Annotated in this window: 17 protein-coding genes; 6 read left to right on the top strand and 11 right to left on the bottom strand. The window is 38.6% G+C overall.

Annotated features, from left to right (window positions below; all coding sequences use genetic code 11):
* From RM368_RS13030 to RM368_RS13005, 6 genes are all read right to left on the bottom strand, one after another.
* The gene (locus RM368_RS13030) at nt 1–981 is read right to left on the bottom strand and encodes an Npun_R2821/Npun_R2822 family protein (protein ID WP_322694436.1); all 981 of its coding nucleotides are present in this window, start codon (nt 979–981) and stop codon (nt 1–3) included.
* 3 nt (nt 982–984) lie between these two features.
* A complete protein-coding gene (locus RM368_RS13025) occupies nt 985–1,944 on the bottom strand; it encodes a glycosyltransferase family 10 domain-containing protein (protein WP_322694435.1) in 960 nt (319 codons plus the stop codon).
* A gap of 43 nt (nt 1,945–1,987) precedes the next feature.
* A complete protein-coding gene (locus RM368_RS13020) occupies nt 1,988–3,205 on the bottom strand; it encodes a glycosyltransferase (protein ID WP_322694434.1) in 1,218 nt (405 codons plus the stop codon).
* 68 nt (nt 3,206–3,273) lie between these two features.
* Complete coding sequence (locus RM368_RS13015) at nt 3,274–5,514, bottom strand: ATP-binding cassette domain-containing protein (RefSeq protein ID WP_322694433.1); 2,241 nt, start codon at nt 5,512–5,514, stop codon at nt 3,274–3,276.
* 41 nt (nt 5,515–5,555) lie between these two features.
* Nucleotides 5,556–6,719: a glycosyltransferase family 4 protein gene (locus RM368_RS13010; protein WP_322694432.1), complete on the bottom strand. Its 1,164-nt coding sequence runs from the start codon at nt 6,717–6,719 to the stop codon at nt 5,556–5,558.
* Nucleotides 6,720–6,841: 122 nt separating this feature from the next.
* A complete protein-coding gene (locus tag RM368_RS13005; protein WP_322694431.1) occupies nt 6,842–8,206 on the bottom strand; it encodes a glycosyltransferase in 1,365 nt (454 codons plus the stop codon).
* A 432-nt stretch (nt 8,207–8,638) separates the two neighbouring features.
* On the opposite strand from RM368_RS13005, the gene gloB reads away from it, so the two are divergent.
* Nucleotides 8,639–9,412 (top strand): hydroxyacylglutathione hydrolase, encoded by a 774-nt coding sequence (gene gloB / locus RM368_RS13000; RefSeq protein WP_322694491.1) that lies wholly within the window; start codon nt 8,639–8,641, stop codon nt 9,410–9,412.
* 45 nt (nt 9,413–9,457) lie between these two features.
* Here gloB and RM368_RS12995 read toward each other — a convergent pair whose 3' ends face one another.
* Nucleotides 9,458–9,679 (bottom strand): hypothetical protein, encoded by a 222-nt coding sequence (locus RM368_RS12995; protein WP_322694430.1) that lies wholly within the window; start codon nt 9,677–9,679, stop codon nt 9,458–9,460.
* Between the two features lie 24 nt (nt 9,680–9,703).
* Here RM368_RS12995 and rplI point away from each other — a divergent pair, with 24 nt between their 5' ends.
* The 3 genes from rplI (at nt 9,704) to RM368_RS12980 (ending at nt 13,448) form a co-directional block, all read left to right on the top strand.
* Complete coding sequence (rplI, locus tag RM368_RS12990; protein WP_322694429.1) at nt 9,704–10,162, top strand: 50S ribosomal protein L9; 459 nt, start codon at nt 9,704–9,706, stop codon at nt 10,160–10,162.
* Nucleotides 10,163–10,307: 145 nt separating this feature from the next.
* Nucleotides 10,308–12,905 (top strand): replicative DNA helicase, encoded by a 2,598-nt coding sequence (gene dnaB, locus RM368_RS12985; RefSeq protein ID WP_322694428.1) that lies wholly within the window; start codon nt 10,308–10,310, stop codon nt 12,903–12,905.
* Between the two features lie 24 nt (nt 12,906–12,929).
* Nucleotides 12,930–13,448, top strand: coding sequence for an alpha-ketoglutarate-dependent dioxygenase AlkB (locus tag RM368_RS12980; protein WP_322694427.1), 519 nt, complete (start codon nt 12,930–12,932; stop codon nt 13,446–13,448).
* 184 nt (nt 13,449–13,632) lie between these two features.
* On the opposite strand, the gene RM368_RS12975 is transcribed toward RM368_RS12980, so the two are convergent.
* The 3 genes from RM368_RS12975 to RM368_RS12965 all read right to left on the bottom strand — a co-directional run bounded on the left by RM368_RS12975 (nt 13,633) and on the right by RM368_RS12965 (nt 15,265).
* Nucleotides 13,633–14,154 (bottom strand): FKBP-type peptidyl-prolyl cis-trans isomerase, encoded by a 522-nt coding sequence (locus RM368_RS12975; RefSeq protein WP_322694426.1) that lies wholly within the window; start codon nt 14,152–14,154, stop codon nt 13,633–13,635.
* Nucleotides 14,155–14,232: 78 nt separating this feature from the next.
* Nucleotides 14,233–14,556 carry a phasin family protein gene (locus RM368_RS12970; protein ID WP_094352173.1) on the bottom strand — a complete coding sequence of 108 codons (324 nt, stop codon included), beginning with the start codon at nt 14,554–14,556 and terminating at the stop codon, nt 14,233–14,235.
* Nucleotides 14,557–14,854: 298 nt separating this feature from the next.
* Entirely contained in the window at nt 14,855–15,265 is a 411-nt protein-coding gene (locus RM368_RS12965; protein ID WP_322694425.1) for a 2TM domain-containing protein, read from the bottom strand.
* Nucleotides 15,266–15,782: 517 nt separating this feature from the next.
* Here RM368_RS12965 and RM368_RS12960 point away from each other — a divergent pair.
* Both RM368_RS12960 and RM368_RS12955 read left to right on the top strand, forming a co-directional pair.
* Nucleotides 15,783–16,667, top strand: a complete 885-nt coding sequence (locus tag RM368_RS12960) for a ParA family protein (RefSeq protein WP_322673996.1) — start codon at nt 15,783–15,785, stop codon at nt 16,665–16,667.
* Between the two features lie 421 nt (nt 16,668–17,088).
* Complete coding sequence (locus tag RM368_RS12955; RefSeq protein WP_322694424.1) at nt 17,089–20,472, top strand: amino acid permease; 3,384 nt, start codon at nt 17,089–17,091, stop codon at nt 20,470–20,472.
* Nucleotides 20,473–20,546: 74 nt separating this feature from the next.
* On the opposite strand, the gene RM368_RS12950 is transcribed toward RM368_RS12955, so the two are convergent.
* Complete coding sequence (locus RM368_RS12950; RefSeq protein ID WP_322694423.1) at nt 20,547–21,698, bottom strand: histidine decarboxylase; 1,152 nt, start codon at nt 21,696–21,698, stop codon at nt 20,547–20,549.
* Nucleotides 21,699–22,169 lie beyond the last annotated feature (471 nt).

Genomic DNA, 22,169 nt, shown 5'->3' with positions numbered 1-22,169 from the left:
TTATCCTTGTTTAATTAACTTAAATTTTTGCAAAGCTCTGGTAAGTAAATTTGGTACTGGAGCGTCATTATAATTTTTAGGAGGACTGGTAAATACTGGACGCTTTTCTAGTTCGTGTAAGTAACGATAATAGAGAAATAACTCTCGATAGGGAAACTCAATATTTTCTCCCGCACAGACTGCTTGATTAATATTAGGAGGAATTCCAATGTAATGGAGATAAGTTAGCTGATTACCGCGATCGTAAAGAATATGTTCTCGTTCCTCGAAGTGTTTGGAGCTAGCAGAACATCCTGTTTTTTCATTATCTGGCAATTGGCGAGCAAAGTTATAAATAGAAAGATTAGACCTCATTACCATGTAGTTGATTAATGGTTGTTCGCCAGCACCACCATACAAAATTTCTGACTCGCCATTTAGTAAATGTGATATTAGCCAATCTCTTTTTTCTAAGTCAAATAGCCCTTGTTTAGCGCCATAAAAACCTGAGCAAAAGATTTCAGAATCAATGCGTTTTTGCTCAAATATTTTTAGTAATTTGGGAGAACTAACATTATATATTTTACTAACGTCTGTAAATTGGAAATCGTAGACGACAAAATCATAACTATCTAGCTTTTCAAACACTGCTGCAAGTGACTTCATCACCAAGGTGTCTGCATCTAAATAGATAAACTTCTCAAATGGCCCATCAAAAGCGCAGAAACGACGATGAGCACCATAAAGACGGGATTTACTCCGATTCAATCGTTCTGGGGCTGCTGCAAGCATAAATTGATCCCAGCGATTGATCGATTCTTGGTCATCGTAAAGAAATACATTGGGGCGTTTCGCTATTTCCTCAGCAATTCGTTGTGTCCGATCGTCAAAAGGATAGATACAAACAGGAGTTTCTGGGCCTAAGATAACATCAATACTGTTGAGCAAAGCCACCAGTTGATCGAAAACATAATCATTGCCAAGGGTACAAATACCATTCATAATTTATGAGTGTTGATCGACAAAGTTTGATAACCAGTTAAGCAGGTTTAATTTGTGTAAAATGATTTGACGTGCTTCTGCGATCGCATCTTTGGCAGCATACCAAGCATCAGGTGTAGCTGTCACTTCTTGGATGTAGGCAATGCCTTTTTCATCTAAACTGGGCAACCGCAAAAAACTCCCCGGCGGCAATAATTTATCAGCAGCCGGGCCACCATAATAAATTGGTAAACACCAAGCAAGTAAACTATCCCAAAGTTTCTCACTCACATACCAATTATTATCAGCATAATTTTCAATTGCCAGATTGTAATAGTATGGTGCCATGCCATACCATTTGTTACCTAGTTCTCCTGAACTGTTCGCCCATTCTGGTAAGTTACGCCCGTACAAATCAAATTTCATGCCACTAGATTGCAAAGATTGTAAAAAATCTAAACGCTGGCGATGATTGGCTGTGCGGCTAATTCCCGAAGTAATCCAACTACATAGGGCAACTTTTGGGGGCGGCGGCATTTCATTTAAATCTTGAAATGAATTTGAGTGATACCAAATAGCAGGCATATAGTCAGGAATGGGAGCAAAATCATCGGGGCCAGAAACGTAGCCACAATACTTCTGGGCTTCTTGATAATTATGATTAGTTATTTTTAAAACTTCATCTAAAGGCGGTTCTCTGAGCAAATAAATAATCCGCTCTTTGTTAACGCCACGCAGTAGAGATTCAACATTTACTACTGGTTTTTGCTGCTGTTTGCGAAAATTATCTAACCAAGATTTCGGCGGCGATGGTTGGGGAAAATCAAATTGATATAGCAACATAAAATCTGGCTTTTGTGCCATTTTCAACATTTGCATATTCTTCCAAACACCAAAGTAGTGTGGAGTTTGTTGCCATAACCAATCTTTATTTTTAGCAAGACCTGAATAGCTGCTAATCATGCCAACAGTTTTAATAGTCATAAATCGTATTTATTCGGTTATTTTTCAGTTAATTTTTGTACCGTTACCCTAAAATTGGTGGACGCCGATCTTCTTCTACGTAGCTTAATATTTTGGTAATTCTATTTTCCCAAGAAAATTGCTGGGCAAAATCTATACTAGCTGCATAACCCTCTAATTTTCTGGGATAAGTTTCTAAAGTATGTTGAATAGATTGGGCAAGTTTCTGCGGGTTATCTGGTGTACACCAACTGGCAATCAAAGGTGATGTTTTGAATTCCATTAAAGGTGGAATCTCAGTTGCAACTATAGGAGTGCCAGCAGCCATGTACTGAAAAAACTTAACTGGATTCGTGAAATCTGCTGATTTTCCAGCGCAGTGAGGATGAACCAAAATATCAGCTGCTTGAAACAAGCTGACTAATCGTTCTCGTGGAAGTATCCAGCCTAAGAATTTAACGTTTTCGACATTTTTATCTCTGGCTATTTGTTGATATGCTTGTACTTGTGCTTCTGTTCCTCCGGTGATGACAAACTGAATTTCTGGTAATTCTTTGGCGGAATCAATTAAGAGATCGACTCCTTTGAAAGGATACAAAGCGCCTGAATAGACAACTAAATGCTTACCTCCATTTATAAGCAATTCTTGTCGCCACCTTTCGGCTGATTCGGGCTGTCTGATTGAAAATGATTGATTGAATCCGTTATGTAGCCAAACTACTTTTTCTGGTGGCATTCCATTTTCTATTAAGCTTTGCCGGATGGGTTCTGATTGAGTTATAGCTATTTTAAAATAGGGACTGTGGACAATTTCTTGCTCAAATTTTCGGTCTTGAAAGTAGTGACGTTCATAAATTGTCGGAACTTTATTTTTGACTGCGGCTTTTACAAAGTTCCAATCTCGCGTGTGGACAACTTTAGTATGAGGTAGGATATAAACTGGTAAATAATATTTAGTTACGACTGTACTAGAGTTAGTAAATTTACCCCCTATTTTATCGATAGGCCAAGGCATTGGTAATGCTGCAATTTTGAGTTTTTCTTGAACATCGTAAAATTCGATAAATTCTTTTCCGGGTCTTTTGGGCTTATAAGGATAAATTAACGATAGTAGATTAACAGAAGAATTTTTTTTATCTGGATAAATTAAAACTGAGGAGTAGCCTAAGTTAGCTGCGGCGTTGGCACAAAGAACATCATGAATTTCGTGTGCTGTGTCTGGCTTGAATGATAGCTCTCCGGTGTAGAAAATATATTGATTTTTCTTGGAAGAATTTACCATTTTTTTTGGGTATTATAGGTTTTTTAAGATTGTGGTATAAGTACTTTTGTTCCTGACATTAACTAAAATTAAATTTGATTTTCAAAAAGTTTTAATACATCTAATAGGTAAATAGCAGATTTATAAGATTCTGTAATTAATAGATTTTGTTTTTGAGGTTCGGATTCTAATTTATCGGCTAGCAAGCGTAGAGAGCTAATTAGAGGATAGAGACACTTGCGAAACTCATCCGAGATATGACCAAAGTTTTGATACTGGTTATTTTCATCTTGATTTTGGTCTATATCTGACGATGACTGCCAGTTAATTTTCAGGTTAACTACATCGCTGAAGAGATCGATGGCGTTGAGAACTCTTAAGGCTGAGTTGTATGATTGGTCAATTAATTCCTGGCGTTCTTGAGAATTGTCTACTAGATCGTCAACTAATAGTCCGAGGAAACCAATCATTGAGTTAAGCCTTGTACGCAGTTCGTGAGAAATGCGGTTAAAGCTGGGATTAGTTTTGGTGGAAACTTCAGTCTGATCGGCAAATTGCATTGAGTAGAGGCGTGAGTAGTAACCCCCTTTTTGTAAAAGTGCTTCATGGGTTCCTACTTCTACCACCTGTCCTCGATCTAATACGGCAATTTGATCGGCTTTTTGGACTGTGGAAAGGCGGTGAGCAATTACCAGGGTTGTGCGATCGCGACTTAAGTCGTCGAGTGCAGCTTGTACTAAACGTTCGGAAACGGTATCTAAAGCGCTGGTGGCTTCATCTAAAATCAGAATTTCCGGATTTTGCAGGAGGGCACGAGCGATCGCTAATCTTTGCCTTTGTCCACCAGACAACATCACACCGCGATCGCCAATTTGGCTGTCGAATCCTTGAGGTAATTTATCAATAAATTCATAAGCATTTGCTCGTTTGGCTGCTGAGATAATTTCATCTTCTGTAGCTTCCGGTCTTCCATAAGCAATGTTATTTCGCACCGAGTCATTAAAGAGAAATGTATCTTGACTGACAATTCCCATGTGTGTTCTGAGAGATTTGATATCAAAATCACGCAGGTCTGTGCCATCGATAGAGATACTGCCAGATGTCGGATCGTAAAATCTGGGTAAGAGGTCAGCCAAGGTGGACTTACCTGCACCAGAACCACCTACCAAAGCGAGAGTTGTCGCACGGGGTAAAAATAAATTTACATCTTTGAGTACTAACTTTTCATGACTGGGGTAGGCAAAGGAAAGTGAATTAAAACCTATTCCTTGTTTTAATTGTGTGTAGATTAGATTACCGTTTTTCATAAACGGCTTGCGATCGCGACTTAAAAACTCACTGACTATTTCTACGCTAGTAGCACTATTGGCAAAGCTACTACGAAGACTATTTAACTGAGAAACCAAAGGTAGCAGTCGCAGTAATACTAATAAATATGTCAGTAGTACCGTTGAAAGGAAAGAAACCTGGTTGGCAAAGAAAGTTTTACTCAAGAATACAATCAAAAGTAAAGCTATAACTCCCATCACTTCACTTATCGGCCCGATCGCTTGTGAGTTTATCTGAGATTGAAAATCTGCTTTCTCGCGATCGCGGATTAATTTGGTAATTTTTTGATATTCTCTGTCTTCATTGGCAGTTGACTTTACTAAACGAATTCCATTCAATGTTTCTAAAACACTGATGGAATAAGATGTAGACATTTCTGATAGTTGTTGACCAAATTTTTTCGCTCTACTAATTGTGTATTGATTGATTAATGTTATAAAACCCAATAAAATTGTTGCTGCGATGGTTAACTGCCAAGAAATTGCTAATAATAAACCAACGAAAACTAAAATTGTAATTATTAAAATAATTAAATTGATAATACTCCCGATAGCGCTAGAAGTGCGGGCAGTTTCCGAACCAAGGCGATTAATAATATCGCCTACTTTCGTTTTTGAATAATAGTCTATATCAATATCTAGCAATAACTCTAAGCTAGCTTCGCGAATATCCGCATTTAATCTCCGAGTGAAAACACTCGATGTTAAAATACTAAAATAACTAGATAAGTTTTTTAAGAAAATTATAAATATAATTATTCCAGCCATTCCCAAATTCCGAGAATTTTCGGGAAGATTATCAAATGGAAACATCACAGCTTTGAGAATCGGAGGAAAACCAGTTAAATCTACTGGTTGTCCGACAATTCTCAAAATTACTGGCACAATCAAAGTTACACCGACACCATTAAATAAAGCACCAGAAAATCCCAACAGCATTGTTAGGATAATTAAACCTGGATAGGGTTTGGCGAATCTTAGTATTAGTTTTCTGGTAGACATTGGGTATTTTTATGCCAATTTAACTTAATTAATAATATTATTCACAACTGAGCAATTACTGATTTGAGCACAGAAGCCATAGCCTCGATGCTATAGTGTTCCACACATCTTTCTCTTGCCTTGATACCTTTCTGGCTTGCTGACTCTAAATTCTGAAAAATCAATTGAATTTGTTCAGCAATTTGCTCAGGACAACCAGGCTCGACTAAATAACCAGTATCACCTAAAAGTTGGGGAATATCTCCAACGCGTGTTGATAATACAGGTTTAGCCATTGCCATCCCATCTGTCAACTTCAAGGGAAATTGAGCGCGAGTTTCTGGAGTATCTCGCTGGGGAACAACTACAATGTGAGCAGCTGCTACCAAGTCAGGCATAACGTCGGCTGGATACTTAGGTAATTTGATAATCCAACGTCCCCACTTTTGTTGAAGTTGTTTATCATAATCATCATAAGGACTACCACCTACAATTACTAGTCTCAAGTCTGGTTGATTAAGTTTATCGAGCGCGATCAGAACATCTTCTAAACCTTTATAAGGTCTTGGCGCGCCGGGAAACATTAAAATCCGATATTCAGATAAACCATAACGATTCCTACTGGACTCAGCATCATATTGAGCGGGATCGAATAAAGAAACATCTTTGCCATTCGGAACAAATGTACCACCAAAACGCTGCTGCAAAAATTTAGTATGCACTGTCACAGCATCAGCGTGGCTTACCAAACCTTCCATCCATTTCACATATAAAGTATGATGAGGATTTTTGAGTGCGCCCTGTGGTTTCAATAAGTCCCTAGCTAATTCTTTGGGTGTAGGATGATAATGCCAGTTATCACCGCCATGCCAGCTGAGTTCCCAATCATCTATATCTAAAATTAATGGCTTTCTAGTAAATATTTTCCTTAATAGTCCAACTCCAAAACTTGCTATTTGTGGTTTGATAGTATAAATTATATCGCCATTTATTTTTGGTAAAAATTTTTGAATTTCTCCAAAAAACTCTGGAAAGTCTTTGCCTGGTAAGTTATAAACGTTGAATTCGGATGATAAATTTAAATAGAAGTTATTTCCAAATAAAAAACCCATAATCTCAACTTCATATCCTAACTGATTAAGAGCTTTTGCTATCAAATATGCACGCAGAATTGCTGCACTTGATAAATCGGAAACCAATAAGGATATTTTAGAAAATTTTTTCACTATTTTTAGACTTATTTTTATTTAATTTTTCCAGAATTTGTCAGATGTTGCTAAATCTGCAAATCTTAATTTAATTTGTTTTGTCGGAGTTGGAGCAACTAAAGAAATTAGGTATCAATTCATCAAGATCCAAAGTTTTTCTGAGGAATTTTTAAGATTTCATGGTAAAGTGCCAACATCTCTGAAGCAACAGTATCCATTGTACGTACTGGCTGGATACCTTGACGTAACTTAGCTAGTAAATCAGCGTCTTTGGCTAAAGTTGCGATCGCTTGTGCCCATGCTTGGACATCTTTGGCTGGAACTAACCAACCATCGATGCCGTGATGAACTAACTCAGCAATCCCTCCTAAATTTGAACCGAGTACGGGAATGCCCATAGCTTGGGCTTCTAAAGCAACTATGGGGCCAGTTTCTAACCACTGCGACGGTATTGCTAGTATATCGAAACCTGCTAATGCATCTGGTACTGCTTCGCGTGAAAGTGGTTCAGCAATCCGAATCCGGCTGTCACGAGCCGCGATCGCCATAACTTTTTCCCGATTGGCAGCACCGTATTTTCCGGGATGAGTAGCATGAAGAATTAACTCTACAGGTATATCATTTGGTAGACTATGTACCGCTTCTACTAAAACTTGTACCCCTTTAGTTTCTTGCCAGCGACCCAAAAAGCCGATTTTTAATATAGAGTTTTGTAGTTTGTTTGATGTTACTTCACGTTTAAAAGTGTTAGCAACACCTTGCCGAGAGACAGTAAGTTTTTCGGGAGGAACGTTGTTTGCAACAAAAGCATTGTATTGCCAATTACTCGTTACAACAATGCGATCGGCTAGTTTTGCTAGTTGCATCAAATTGCGTCTATGTTGAGACACTAGGGTAGGAATACCAAGAGTTTTACCAAGTAGGCGTAGCTTGAAATTTTTAGAGGTAAGTAATTTTGTTTCTGCTGCGATGCCAACATCTAAAGGAACTTGACTAAAAGCGTTGAGCATCCAAGGCGATACTTGTTTTGCTACTCCCAAACATTGACTACAATTAACAGAGTCAATCAGCCCATTGCAAGGTTCTTCACCCCAGCGCATCATCGTACCACGCAGACATATAGGCTCAGGTATGTGGACGGTGACTACAGTCGCCATCCCTAACTGGCGGGCGAGAGCAAGATGATGTAAACCGCAGTCAAATCGCCATGAATGTTGATGGTAGACATCGGCTCGATTGTTTTCTAGCCAATTAGCAAAAGTTTTAAAGCCGCCGTGGGGTAGCTGTTTGTGTACCTGTATCTTGCTGGGGTTAGGAAAAACAGGATAACGATAAACACAGATGCCATTGTATTCGTAAGTATCTTCCTCTGTACCTTGTTTAGGAGCAGCGACAATACTTTCAAGTCCATGTACTTGTAAGCCATGCAGTAGTGAATCTAAGTATACTTCAGCACCGGCTGATGAATCTGGAAAATACCAGCTAGTTGTATGGATTAGCTTCATTTATGAACCTGCAAATGAAAAATTGGAAAGCTCATCTTTTTTTCACCACGATTGATTGCTCTATTTAGTTGTTATTAACATCTATCTTTTATAAATAATCCAAGGTGAATCTAGAAGATTCCGTATTATCCGTATTAATAGTTAATATGTACAAATAAAAATTTTTCGATGACTGATTTGGTGTTTTTGAGTAAAAAAGACGATTTAGGACAAAAAGAACAGAATAAATCTAACTTAGCTTTTACACTTCCTCCCAGAGAAATTTTACTGATATACCCAAATCATAATTTATAGTTAATTAGCATAGTTTTAAGTATTATTACGGTTGTGTAGTATCATAGTATTTATGGACTTTCTCAACCTTTTCTGACTGAGATATTTAATATTGTTGAAAAGTTTCAAAGTATTTACTGGAAAGGGAGATATTGAGTGATGGAAGTAATCAGGCTTGAGGCACTCTCAGATAACTACATATTTTTGCTGGTGGATCGCCAGAAACAAATTGCTGCGGTTGTCGATCCAGCAGAGGCTGAACCAGTACTAAAGCAACTTGCACAGTTAAAAGCTGAATTGGTAGCGATTTTCAACACACACCACCACAATGACCATGTAGGTGGCAATCAGAAATTAATAGAACACTTCCCGCAACTAACAGTCTACGGTGGCGTCGAAGATCGCGGGCGAATTCCGGGACAGCAGGTGTTTTTGCAACAAGGCGATCGCGTCCAGTTTGGAGATCGCACAGCTGAAGTTATTTTTGTTCCCGGACATACCCGCGCTCACATCGCTTACTACTTTCCCCCCGAAAAATCTGATGAGACAGGCGATTTATTTTGCGGCGATACCTTATTTTCTGGTGGTTGCGGTCGCTTATTTGAAGGAACACCAACCCAAATGGTAGATTCTTTAACCAAACTGCGCTCTTTACCAGATGATACGCGTATCTGGTGTGCCCACGAATACACTTTAGGAAATCTGCAATTTGCCCTCACTGTGGATGGCGACAATGCCGACTTACAAAAACGCTTCAATGAAGTGAAAACTTTCCGTAGTCGAGGAGAAGCTACCATACCCTCGCTGCTGGGAATGGAGAAGCGAACTAATCCCTTTTTACGTTGGGATCAGCCATCATTACAATCAACTGTTAAAGGTGGTGATGGAGTGGAAACCTTTGCGCGGATACGGGAAATGAAAAATAACTTTTAGATATTGGGCATTGGACGTTAGGAGTGCTGAGTGCTGAGTGCTGAGTTAGAAGTTTTGTTTATCTCCTTGTCCCCTTGTCTCCCTTGTCTCCCTTGTCTCTTCTGCTCCCCTGCTCCCCTGCTCCCATTCCTCCAACTTTCTGGCGCTAATAGTTGCGATCGCACCCTTTCTTTCGCTACGATCTGTAAGCTTTAGGGTATTAGGCCAAAAAGCTTGGAATACAGCAGTGAGATTGTGAGCTATGCTGCCCAAACCCAAATTAATCATATTTTACCGGAAAAACGAAAAACGATGGCGAAACGCGTGCAGTTAGTTTTAAATCAGGATATCAGCAAGCTGGGAAAATCTGGCGACTTAGTGGAAGTAGCTCCTGGCTACGCTCGTAACTATCTGATTCCCCAGAAATTGGCAACCAATGCCACTCCTGGTATTCTCAAGCAAGTAGAACGCCGTCGCGAACAAGAGCGTCAACGGCAATTAGAACTCAGACAACAAGCTCTTGAACAAAAAGAATCTTTAGAAAAAATTGGCAGCTTGACAATTGCTAAACAAGTTGGTGAAAACGAAGCAATTTTCGGTACTATCACCACCCAAGATGTTGTAGATGCAATTAAGGCAGCCACCGGTCAAGAAATCGATCGGCGTGGAATTACCATCCCCGATATTAACCATCTTGGTACCTATCAAGCCGAAATTAAGCTGCATTCGGAAGTAGCGGCGCAAGTCGATATTCAAGTAGTAGCTAGCTAACTCAGGAAAAGGACAAAGGGATAAGGGGGATAAGGGAGCAAGAGAAACTCCTAACTCTTGTACAGACGCGATTAATCGCGTCTCTAATCCTACACAGACAAGGGTTAATCGCGTCTCTAGCAAAATCTCAAAACTAAAATCGTTTATGGCTGAAGAATTGAATTTTCAAGGCGATGGTACCGATCGCCTCCCACCACAAAATATTGAGGCGGAAGAAGCAATTTTGGGGGGTATTTTGCTAGATCCAGAAGCGATTAGTCGAGTTAGCGATCGCCTCCTTCCCGAAGCTTTTTACATTAGCGCTCACAAAGATATTTATCAAGCTGCTGTGAGGCTCCACGCCCAAGGTAAACCCACAGACTTACTCTCTGTGACAAGTTGGTTGACCGACCATGAAATCCTAGCCCGGATAGGTGGTAGAAATAAATTAGCAACTCTGGTAGACCGTACAGTGTCAGCCGTGAATATCGACGCCTTAGCAGGGTTAGTGATGGACAAATACCTGCGGCGACAGTTAATTAAAGCTGGCAATGAAATTGTACATCTTGGTTATGAAACAGAAACCGAGTTACCACAAGTTTTAGATCGGGCAGAACAGAAAGTATTTGGCGTTACTCAAGAACGTCCCCAATCGGGTTTAGTTCACATTTCTGATACTCTAATTAATAATTTCCAGGATATTGAAGATAGAAATCAAGGCATCGCTTTACCTGGAATTCCCTGCGGATTTTACGATTTAGATGCCATGACTAGCGGCTTTCAGCGTTCTGATTTAATTATTATCGCGGGCCGCCCATCAATGGGGAAATGTTTGCATGAAAATGTGGAAATACTTTTGAGTGACGGGAGTATCTCAACTATTAAAGAAATATACCATCGTCGGCAAGCTGAGTTAATAACTTTAGGAAATGATTGGAAGTTTCATTTAACTCAAGCTTCAGCCTTTGTTAATGACGGCATTAAACCAGTTTTTAGTGTTACTACTCGCTTAGGACGATATATTGAAAGTACTATCACTCATCCTTATTTAACCATCAATGGATGGCGACAACTTTCAGAATTAAGAGTAGGGGATAAAATTGCTGTAGCTCGTGAACTTAATGTATTTGGTACAGAAACTATCCGCGAGTGTGAAGTTAAATTATTGGCATATTTCATAGGTGATGGATGCTTAACAGATTCAACACCAGAATTTACTAATATTAACTCTCGCATCCAAAATGATTTCACATACGCTGTTACCAGCTTTTCACCCAAGTTGAAAGTTAGGATAGAAATTAGGAGTGAACGCACCCCAATACTCTATGCAGCTATATCTCAAGGGCAAAAGAATCCTTTAACAACATGGTTGGAAAACATAGGACTATGGGGCAAAAAAGCTGATGCTAAAATCATTCCGCAAGCTATTTTTAAATTGGAGCGATCGCAAGTTTCCTTATTCCTCAATCGTTTATTTGCAACCGATGGATGGGCTACAGTACTTACAAGCGGTCAATCGCAGTTAGGCTACTGTACTGTCAGCGAAAAATTAGCTAGACAAATACAACATTTGTTATTGCGATTTGGAATTATTGCCAGTCTGAAAAAACGCTCTGTGAAATATAAAGATACTCGCAGACAAGCTTGGCAATTAGATATTACTGATGCCCAGAGCATCAAAAATTTTATCTCAGAAATTGGTATTTTTGGCAAAGAAGAGGCATTAACTAAAGTCGCAGATGCAATAGCTAAAAAGAGATATCAAACAAATCGTGACCTCATTCCAATAGAAATTTGGGAACAGATAACAACAGCTAAAGGTAATGAACCTTGGACTCTTTTAGCTCAACGTGCCGGAATTCAAGGGGATTCAAATATCCATGTTGGTAAACGTGCTTTAACACGAGAAAGGCTTTGGATATTAGCAAGTACTTTAGAAAATTCGCCACTTCAACAGTTAGCAGCGAGTGATGTGTACTGGGATGAAATAGTTTCGATTGAATCGATGGGATGCAAACAAGTTTATGACTTAACAATCCCAGAAACACACAATTTTGTTGCCAATGATATCTGTGTTCACAATACCGCGTTCTGTCTGAATCTAGCTCATAATATCGCTGCTTCTTATAAATTACCAGTTGCTTTTTTCAGCTTGGAAATGTCCAAAGAGCAACTGACGCAACGTCTATTAGCTAGTGAAGCGCAAATTGAAAGTAGTTATTTGCGAACTGGTCGCCTCAGTCAAACACAGTGGGAACCTTTAAGCCGTGCTATTGGTATCCTCTCTGAGATGCCAATTTATATTGATGACACGCCTAATATTACAGTTACACAAATGCGTAGTCAGTCAAGAAGACTGCAAGCTGAAATTGGAACTGAATTAGGATTAATTGTAATAGATTACCTGCAATTGATGGAAGGAGCAGGTGATAATCGCGTACAAGAATTATCAAAAATTACCCGTCAACTCAAAGGTTTGGCGCGGGAATTATCTGTACCAGTTATTGCTTTATCTCAGTTGAGTCGAGGGGTGGAAGCGCGGACTAACAAACGCCCGATGTTATCTGATTTGAGAGAATCAGGTTCGATCGAACAAGACGCGGATTTAGTAATAATGTTGTACCGCGATGAATATTACTCTCCCGATACTCCCGATCGCGGCATTGCAGAAGTTATTATAGCTAAACACCGCAACGGCCCTACGGGTACAGCGAAACTTTTATTCAATCCACAGTTTACAAAGTTCCAAAATTTAAAAATTTAGCCAGACTAAGTAATTATTTGAGCAATGAATGAGCCTGATTTACTCATTAATGATGTATTTTTGCCAAATAGTCATTCTCTATTTGATAGTCTTATATCCATAATTAACTGGGATGAGCGTATACGGGCACGAAAAACAGCTAGCTTTGGTTCACCATATAACTACTCAAACATTTCTTACGACTCATGCCCTATGCTGAATGAGTTAATTCCTATTATTGATAGGCTTGAAAAACACTTTGGGTTTCGACCAAACAACTGTTTAGTCAATTATTACACAAATGGTAACTCAACAATGGGATTTCACTCTGATTCAATTGATGAACTCATGGACGATACTGGTATCTCTATTATTTCGTTAGGGGCTGAAAGAATAATTACATTTCAGAATAAACAAGACAAAACCATTGAACATAATTACTTACTCAAAAGTGGTTCTCTACTTTTTATGCCTCAAAAGACGCAGCAATACTGGAAGCATGGAATTCTCAAGCAACCAGAAACATTCGGGCGTATCAGTTTGACCTTTAGATTGTTGGTCTAGTCGCGGCAATCCGCTCAAAGTTACAGATACTTTTCTCATGTTTTCTAGCTGTACTTCTGCCCTATCCGTACTCTAAAATACTTAATTTATTTGATAGGGCACTGGGCATTGAGAACAGAGAGAATAAAAACTTCTTTTAATAATTCTCCCTTGTCCCCAGTACCCAATCCCCAGTCCCTAGTCGCTATTTTACCCCCAGCAATTCCACTTCAAAAATTAGAGTGGCGTTGGGTGGAATCACGCCACCAGCACCACGAGCGCCATAGCCTAATTCAGATGGAATGATTAACTTACGCTTACCGCCTACTTTCATAGTGCTAAGTCCTTCATCCCAACCTTTGATTACCTGTCCAGCACCGATTTTAAAGCTGAAGGGTTGACCGCGATCGCGTGAACTATCAAACTTAGTACCATCTTCTAGAGTGCCGACATAGTGAACTTCAACCGTTTGTCCCGGTTTAGGAGTCGCCCCAGTTCCCTCTTTTAACTCCACATACTTTAATCCAGAGGGAGTGGTTACGGCATTAGCATCAGACATAGTATTACTCGCAATTAAGATATTGTTTTCAGTTACAGTTGTGGATACTGGCGGCGTTTGGGTTAACTCGGCAGCAATTGCAGTATTCTGTTTACTACTTACTTGCCCCACAATCAAAAGCGCAACACATACCAGCATGAAGGCCACGCTGAGGAAAATTGGTTTCAAAATCAGTTCTCCTTACTTAGGTATCCTGGCAAAAAGATTACCAACAGGACACATTTAGTTTAAATCACAAAGGGCATTCTAACGCCAAAGCTTATTTTCTAAATCGCGTAATTGACGCTCTAAACGGTCAATTCTACCCCTCAGTTCGTCCACTTCTGACTGACGAGCCACCCCCAAATCCTGCATCATGTTTCGCATTTGCCGTTGCATTTGCACATCGAAGTTTCCCTGTTCCGACTTTAACTGCTGGGCAATATCATCTATTACTGCCTTGGCTTGCTCAGGGTTGAGCTTACCGTCTTTAACTAAATCATCGCTGACTTGCCGCAGTTTTTCTGCGACTATAGACGTTGTACCAAGACCGACCATCATTAGCTGTTGCAACCAATTGTTGTTGTCCATACTCCCTTCCTCTTACTTATTAACCAGCCGACCCTTGCTGCTGAGTGTAGGCAATCAAGCTTCTTAAAGCGTAGTTATTCTAGCCTACAGCTCTATTTTGGCAAATTGGCAAGCACAAAGATCAAAGGAGGTAGTTATATAACTCCTCAAGTTTAAGATTGCCCAAATTTACCTATTTTTGCGATATTAGAGGGGATTTCCCTATAAATTACAATACTCACACTCACCCTTTACAGTGAGTGTGAGTATTTCATGGGAAAATTTTATTTAGACAGTGCTGAATATCTGAGATTAAAAGTTAAACTTGTGTACGCCATTTCTGAAAAGCGATTTCGTCATCCTCTGATTTACTCTGATAAACACTCCACCAATGAAAAAATAATCCTAACCCCCATCCTAATACTGGGAAAATAGCCCAAAAATAACTAGGACTAGTGATTAAATTTAAGAGAATTAGGAATAAATTCACCGCTAGGAAAGAAACAAAGTGTGTCCAAAAAGCTCTGCGTCGGAAAGTATTAAATGTGTGTCGCGAACGTTCCTCTTCTTGTTGAGCTAACCACTTTTGTTCAGTTGCTTCCAAAATATTAGAAGAAATACCTAACTCAGATGCCATTTCTAAAAGCTGTTCTCGTGAAAATTCACCTTCCTGTTTACGAGTGAGTGCTTTTTGCAAGATTTGTTCTACATCTTTGGAATCGTAAGTCATTTTAATTACCTTATAAGTTTGTGTGTAAATGCGCCTTTGATTTCACGAAATTATCAATCCGCTTCGTTCAATTCAATTAGCAAATGCATCCACATTTTGCACCCAATACTTAGTGATATTCACAACACTATTATTTTCTCACAATTGATTTAGGGCTACTGTATTTGTCAATACCTCTATACTTGCTTTGTGAGAGCAAGCTGTTACGGGATTAAGCCGAAGATTGTCATTATAGAGTAAAGGAGGCTGGTAGCTCAATTCTAGGCAAAGATCCAACTACATATTGCTGCCTCAATCGAGTCAACATTACTGAAATCACTCTTTTGAATTTCCAAAAATATTAAGTTTAATGGAAGATTTAAGATATCAGCAAAGGTGTACGCTACCTAGTAGTCTGTCAAGTTTGATTTAATCGGTTCGTAGTTTGTGCTTTAGCGTTAACTAGAAAAAAATCCGCACCCCTAAATTATTTCTTGACAGACTACAAGTGTGAATGCGTCAATAGAGGACTCAATCAATGGGATATGTAATTGCTACTGCTAATATGAAAGGTGGTGTTGGTAAAACTACCCTCACCGTCAACTTAGCTACCTGTTTAGCTAAAAATCATGGCAAGCGGGTGCTGGTTCTTGATTTAGACAGCCAAATTAGCGCCACACTCAGTTTGATGTCGCCTTTAGATTTTGCCAAGCTTCGTAAACAAAGTAAGACATTTAGGTATCTGATAGACGAAGTTATCAATCCAGACCCCCAAGCAAAATTTACAATTCAAGATATCATTCAATCCCAGGTTTGTAATCTTCCCGGACTAGATTTATTGCCGGGAGACATTGATTTATATGATGAATTTGTTGTTTCAGAAATGCTGCATCAGCAAGCAACTGCTTTGGGCGAACAAGACTTTGAAACGATTTGGAATCGCTTTGAAAGGGTCTTAATTAATAATATCTTAAAACCAGTACATCAAGAATATGATTTTATCCTTCTCGATTGCGCACCGGGCTATAATCTCTTAACTCGTAGCGCTTTAGCTGCCAGTGATTTCTACATACTTCCTGCAAAACCAGAACCATTATCTGTAGTGGGTATTCAACTCTTAGAAAGACGGATTGCCCAATTAAAAGATAGTCACGGACATGAAACCAAGATAGATATAAAAATGCTGGGAATTGTATTTAGTATGTCTAGTGCTAACCTGCTCACTGGCAGATACTATAAACAAGTAATGCATCGCGTTGTCGAAGATTTTGGTGTCGAAAAAATTTGTAAGGTACAAATACCAGTTGATGTCAATGTTGCTAAGGCTGTTGATAGTTTTATGCCAGCTGTTTTAATTGCTCCTCAATCAGCAGGTTCAAAAGCTTTCTTGCAATTAACTCAGGAATTATTGCAAAAGCTATAGCTCTAGTTAATTATTGATGAATAACACGATTTCCGATTTATTAAATTAGAGATATCAATGTAAAGACGTAGTAATGCTACGTCTTTACAAGAGTTTTAGGCAATGAATAATTTATTTTTGGAGATGTCTATGTCTATTAAGTAGGTCGCAAATCTGAACCTTTCAATTTTTTAACGGTCTAAAGAAAGAGAATTTATACTTACTCAGTGAGAAATAAGCTATATAAAATAAATCTCAAATAACCAATTTAAAATTCTCTATTCAAGAAAGCTCTTTAGGCATAAGGTCAATCTAAAATCTAAAATCCCCAATTCAGTAACAAATAAGTTATCCTTTTTTAAAGTTCAGCAGTTATACGGAAGCTATAATTGGTGAGATTCAGCTATTGAGTGAAAAGGTCAGTAAATCTCACTAAGAAACAATGGTTAGTAACGATTCTGCACGGGCGGGGAACAATCAGCACTTGCTAACGCGCCTACCACGGACTCTAAGTTATCTCGAAACTTGGGGCTTTGGGTTAACTGGTCATGTTGGATGGATTGGTACTGCCCCTATCATTCATGCAGCGTTAGGGCCGAAAGCTATCTTAGTTTGGTTTTTTGGCACGATTATCTCCTTTTTGCTTAACTTGCAGGTACAAAGTTTAGGTAGGCATTGGTCAGATGTTGCCGGAGGAACACCAAACTATACCACAAGGCTATTAAAGAAGTTTCCTGGCTTAGGCCGTTACATAGCATTAGGATACTTTTTTAGCTGGGCAGCAGCACCTGCACTGTATGCAATTATTCTCACCAACCTAATTAAAGTCAATTTTGAAACATTAGGTATTTCTTGTCCAGAAACTTTCTTAAAAGTTTTATTTACAGCGATTCCATTTGTTTTAGCGTTCAGTGGCACCCGTGCTTTGGCGCTTCTACATTTATTTTTTGTATTTCCAGCGATTTTATTACTGTTATTGTTTTGTGTTCAAGGCGTATTATGGTTAGCCTTCTCATCTGCTAATTTTAATTTTCTGCCAACTAGCACTCATAGCCTGAGCTTTCAAGAATGGGCAAAATGGTTTTTTCTAGCTAGCTATTCAATTTATGCTTGTGAAACCACTTCTTCTTTTGTTGCTGATAGCCGCCACCCATATAAAACTTTAAAGTTTTTAACCGTAGCTGCTTGGTTAATTCCTCCGGTGTTTCTAGGTGGTTCTTGGGTATTAATGCGTTCGGCTCCAAATCCCACAATAGGTGAGGATGCGTTCTTAAATTTAGTAGAAGCTTCTAAACCTTTTTGGGGTGAATCTGCCCCCTTTCTAGTAACACTTCTGATTACTATCTCTTGCCTTCTCAGTTCTGCTACGGCAGTTTCTAACTCTCCTCGGATATTATACCAGCTTGCCTTAGACAGACAGCTTTCTCCTATATTTGCATTAGTTTCCCGTCAAGGTGTCCTTGTTCCTGCTATTTTAGTTACCTTTCTACTCAGTTTGCTTTGTCTAAATTTAGGAAATATATCTCAACTTGTCACAGTAGCAGGCACTTGTTATCTCATGTCTATTATGGGTCTACATTTGGGATTATGGATGTGTCGTGGTAAACCACACGTATTATGGCCTTGGTGGTCACTTGGTTTTTTCTTGGTCGAAGCGGTAGTTCTAATAGTGGGAGGTTTAGCTTGGAACTGGAGAGATTTCTTAGTGGGATTATTATTACCCATTATTTTGACAATTGGAGATTTAGTTCTAAGGCGGTTAAGATTTGCGCCATTACATCCAAATTGGTGGATACAGCGTTACGATACTAAGCCTAGTAGAAATAATCCAGATTTTGTAGTATTACAAGTGATTGTTTTAGTATCATTGATTTGTATTACTGCCACAATCAGCTGGGTTATTCGCGATTTTTTAGATAGATTTTCTAATCATCCTCAAAATTCTTTCCTAGCAATTTTATTAGTGACGCTTTCTTTTACAGGGGTTGCGATCGCTTGTTGGACAACCTTACCACAAATCATTGCTATTGATGAAGCACGCAAACAAGCAAGAAACCTATTTATCACCACTCTCGATACAGTTCCAGATACTGTTTTAGTATTAGATGAAGATGGAACAATTTCTCAAACAAATGCTGCTGCTGAAGAATTATTTCAAACAAGTATTCAGCAGTTGCTTGGGCAAAACTTGAATCAACTTCTAATATGCTATCGCGGCAAACCGGAGCAATGGTCTATTAGAAGTGAGCAAAGCTTGAAAATTAACCAAGGTTTGCGAATTGTTGAATCAACGATTTCCCAACCATTTAATTCTCTGCTACGTGAGTATATTGTTATTGTCCGTGACATCACTAAGCGGAAGCTAGCAGAAGAAGAATTAGTCCAGTATCGTTATCAACTTGAGCAGTTGGTGCTAGAACGCACTATTGAACTTATTAGGGTTAATCAACAACTTCAACAAGACATTGTTAAACGTCAAGAAGCACAAGAACAATTACTGCACAATAGTCTTCATGATGGGCTAACTGGATTACCTAATCAACGGTTATTTCTGGAGCGGGTGCAGCAGGCAATAGAACAGTCTAAGCAGCAAAATAATTATTTATTTGCCGTACTCTTTTTAGACCTAGATCGCTTTAAAGTTGTTAATGACAGTCTTGGACATCTACTAGGAAATCAACTTTTGATTGCAATTTCTCATCGGCTTAAGTCAGTTCTGCGAGGCGAAGACATAGTAGCTCGTTTTGGCGGAGATGAGTTCACAATCTTAATTGAGGAAATTGAGGATATCAACACAGCTATACAAGTCGCCGAGCGAATTAAAAAGGTGCTAGCTTTGCCATTTCAATTAAATGAGCATCGGGTGTTTACCAATGTTAGTATTGGCATCGCTTTGAGTAGAGCAGATTATGAGCAAGCAGCGCAGATTTTACGCGATGCTGATGTGGCAATGTATTGTGCCAAATCGCTTGGTAAGGCACGTTATGAGGTTTTCGATCCAAAGATGCACGAGGGTGCAGCGTTGCTCTTAGAGTTAGAAACTGCTTTGCGAAATGCGCTGCTAAAGCAAGAAGAATTTCGCCTTAATTACCAGCCAATTATTTCACTCACAACTGGCAAAATTATTGGATTTGAGGCACTGATACGTTGGTATCATCCAGAACGAGGACTTATTTCCCCTCAAGATTTTATTCCCTTGGCTGAGGAAACTGGAATGATTGTGAGTATTGGGCAATGGGTGCTTTATGAAGCCTGTCACCAAATGCACAAATGGCATAAACAATTTCCTACCTCACAACCTTTGACGATGAGCGTAAATTTTTCTGGTAAACAAATTACACAACCCGATGTGTTTAAACAAGTTAAACATATTTTGCAGCAAACTGGACTGGAGCCATGCTGTTTAAAATTGGAGATTACTGAAAGCTTGTTGATGGATAATTTTGAACTAGCTACCACTGTGCTTTCCCAATTAACAGCGCTGAATGTTGAAATGCATATGGATGATTTTGGAACTGGCTATTCATCCTTGAGTTATTTACATCGCCTACCAATCAAAACCATTAAGATTGACCGTTCTTTTGTCACCAGTATAGGTAGTCGAGGAGAAAATTTAGAAATTATTCGAGCGATTGTGACATTAGCCCATAATTTAAATATGTCTGTAACAGCAGAAGGCATAGAAACTGTAGACCAATTAGCACAATTGAAGGCTTTAAAATGTGATTATGGGCAAGGGTATTTTTTCTTACCACCTATGGAACGGGCAGAAGTAGAAATACTCCTTGCTGCTAACTTGTGCGGAAAAAACTTTTTAAAAAGATAAAATCTTGGAAGTAAATTCTTTTTAGAGAAACACCTTGTTAAACTGGGTGATGAATTTAACTTGACAATCTATTCTTATTGTAATGCTGACTGTAGCTGGAAATTATCTACGTTATCAATCAATCCTTCTTCTAACAAAAGTTCGTTAACAAAAGTATCTATTTTGTGCCGATCGATATTTTGCATGACTATAATGTGTACCCAATTTTCATAAATCGCTAGCTGCCACTTTTTAATTAACTTTTGAGAAGGTTTTTGAAACACTACGGTATTGGAAAATTTATTCAGCATACATGGATATTCTCTGATTTTAAGTTGTTGGAAAAGATATTGGGCATTATCTATACAAGTGTTTGCTTCTTTGGCTAATCCATCATAACCTCTTGTTTTCATTGCATACCAGAGAATCAGAGGGGTATGACCGTTCCTAGAACCGAGAATTGTTGTATCTGATGAACCAATATATTCAATTGCTGTTTCAACTTTTTCTACCCATTTTTTCTTGGTTAAAACTACACCGCAAGGCAAGGGCGAACCAATGAATTTAGCAGAAATAGCTATACTATCTATGGGTTTTTGAAAGTTAACTTGTGGAGCGCCATCTAGAAAGGGTAATATCAATCCTGAAAGGGCAGCATCACAATGAATGTAGTAATCTTTAATTTGATTGCGCTCTAAAATTTCGAGAACTTTGTCTAAGTTATCAATTGCGCCTTTGACAGTAGTCCCAATATTCAAATTTACGATTGCAGGATAATTACGATTTTCGCTAATGAGTTTTTCAAAATGTTCATAATTCATCTCTCCATTAATTTGTGAGTTAACAATATTGTGTTGAATGCGAAATAATTTTGCCGCTTTTGGTATGGAGTAATGAGAGTCTTGTGATGAGTAAAGAATGCCATCGGCATAGATTTCTCTTGCTAAGAACATTCCATATAAATTACCTTCAGTTCCGCCAGCAGTAACATAACCCCAAAACTGATTTTCTGGAATTTTATAAAGTTGGGCAAAAAAAGATAATACTTCTTGCTCAAACTTACGAGAATGGAGACCAAAATCTGGTTCAATATATGGATCTCCAGCATTATTTAACAGAAAATTGAAAAATTTGCCGATCGCACTGTAATCACAACTTAAATTATATGGATAGCCTGCATGAAGCTGCGATCGCTGTTCTATTTGCACCAGAAAATCAGCCAATTCCTTAGCAACTTTATTCGACATATCTCTCTATCTCTTAAATTTTGATTGAGTTAATGGATGTTTTAAACCAGATTACACGTATTAATCCATACCTTTATATTTTTTTAATAATGACCCCCATTATCGCTTTAAGAAAAGATAATACAGTGAAAATACTGATAAATATTCAGTAATAATACCCAATTTTTTGCAGAGAAAGTATATTACATTTGAAACTTATACATAATACGAAATAACCAGAATACGTATTACGTAAAATATTCTTTTAGTCGCTGACTGCAACTTGATTTAATTACATATTTAACTTGGTGCCAGTTGCGTAATCTCTCGGTACGACTAGGCTATACAACAAAGTTCGCTTATGCGGACTTCATCATGTTAAAAAGAGATTTCCAAAAATTAAATATCGGTTATATAGAACGCTAATAGAGACTTATTACCAATTCTGTATGAAGATGCGCCAAACTACGTCAAACTTATAGATGGGTGCAT

It is taken from the genome of Nostoc sp. DedSLP03 (assembly GCF_034530815.1).
GTDB lineage: Bacteria > Cyanobacteriota > Cyanobacteriia > Cyanobacteriales > Nostocaceae > Nostoc.
This window is presented reverse-complemented; position numbering and strand designations above follow the sequence as displayed.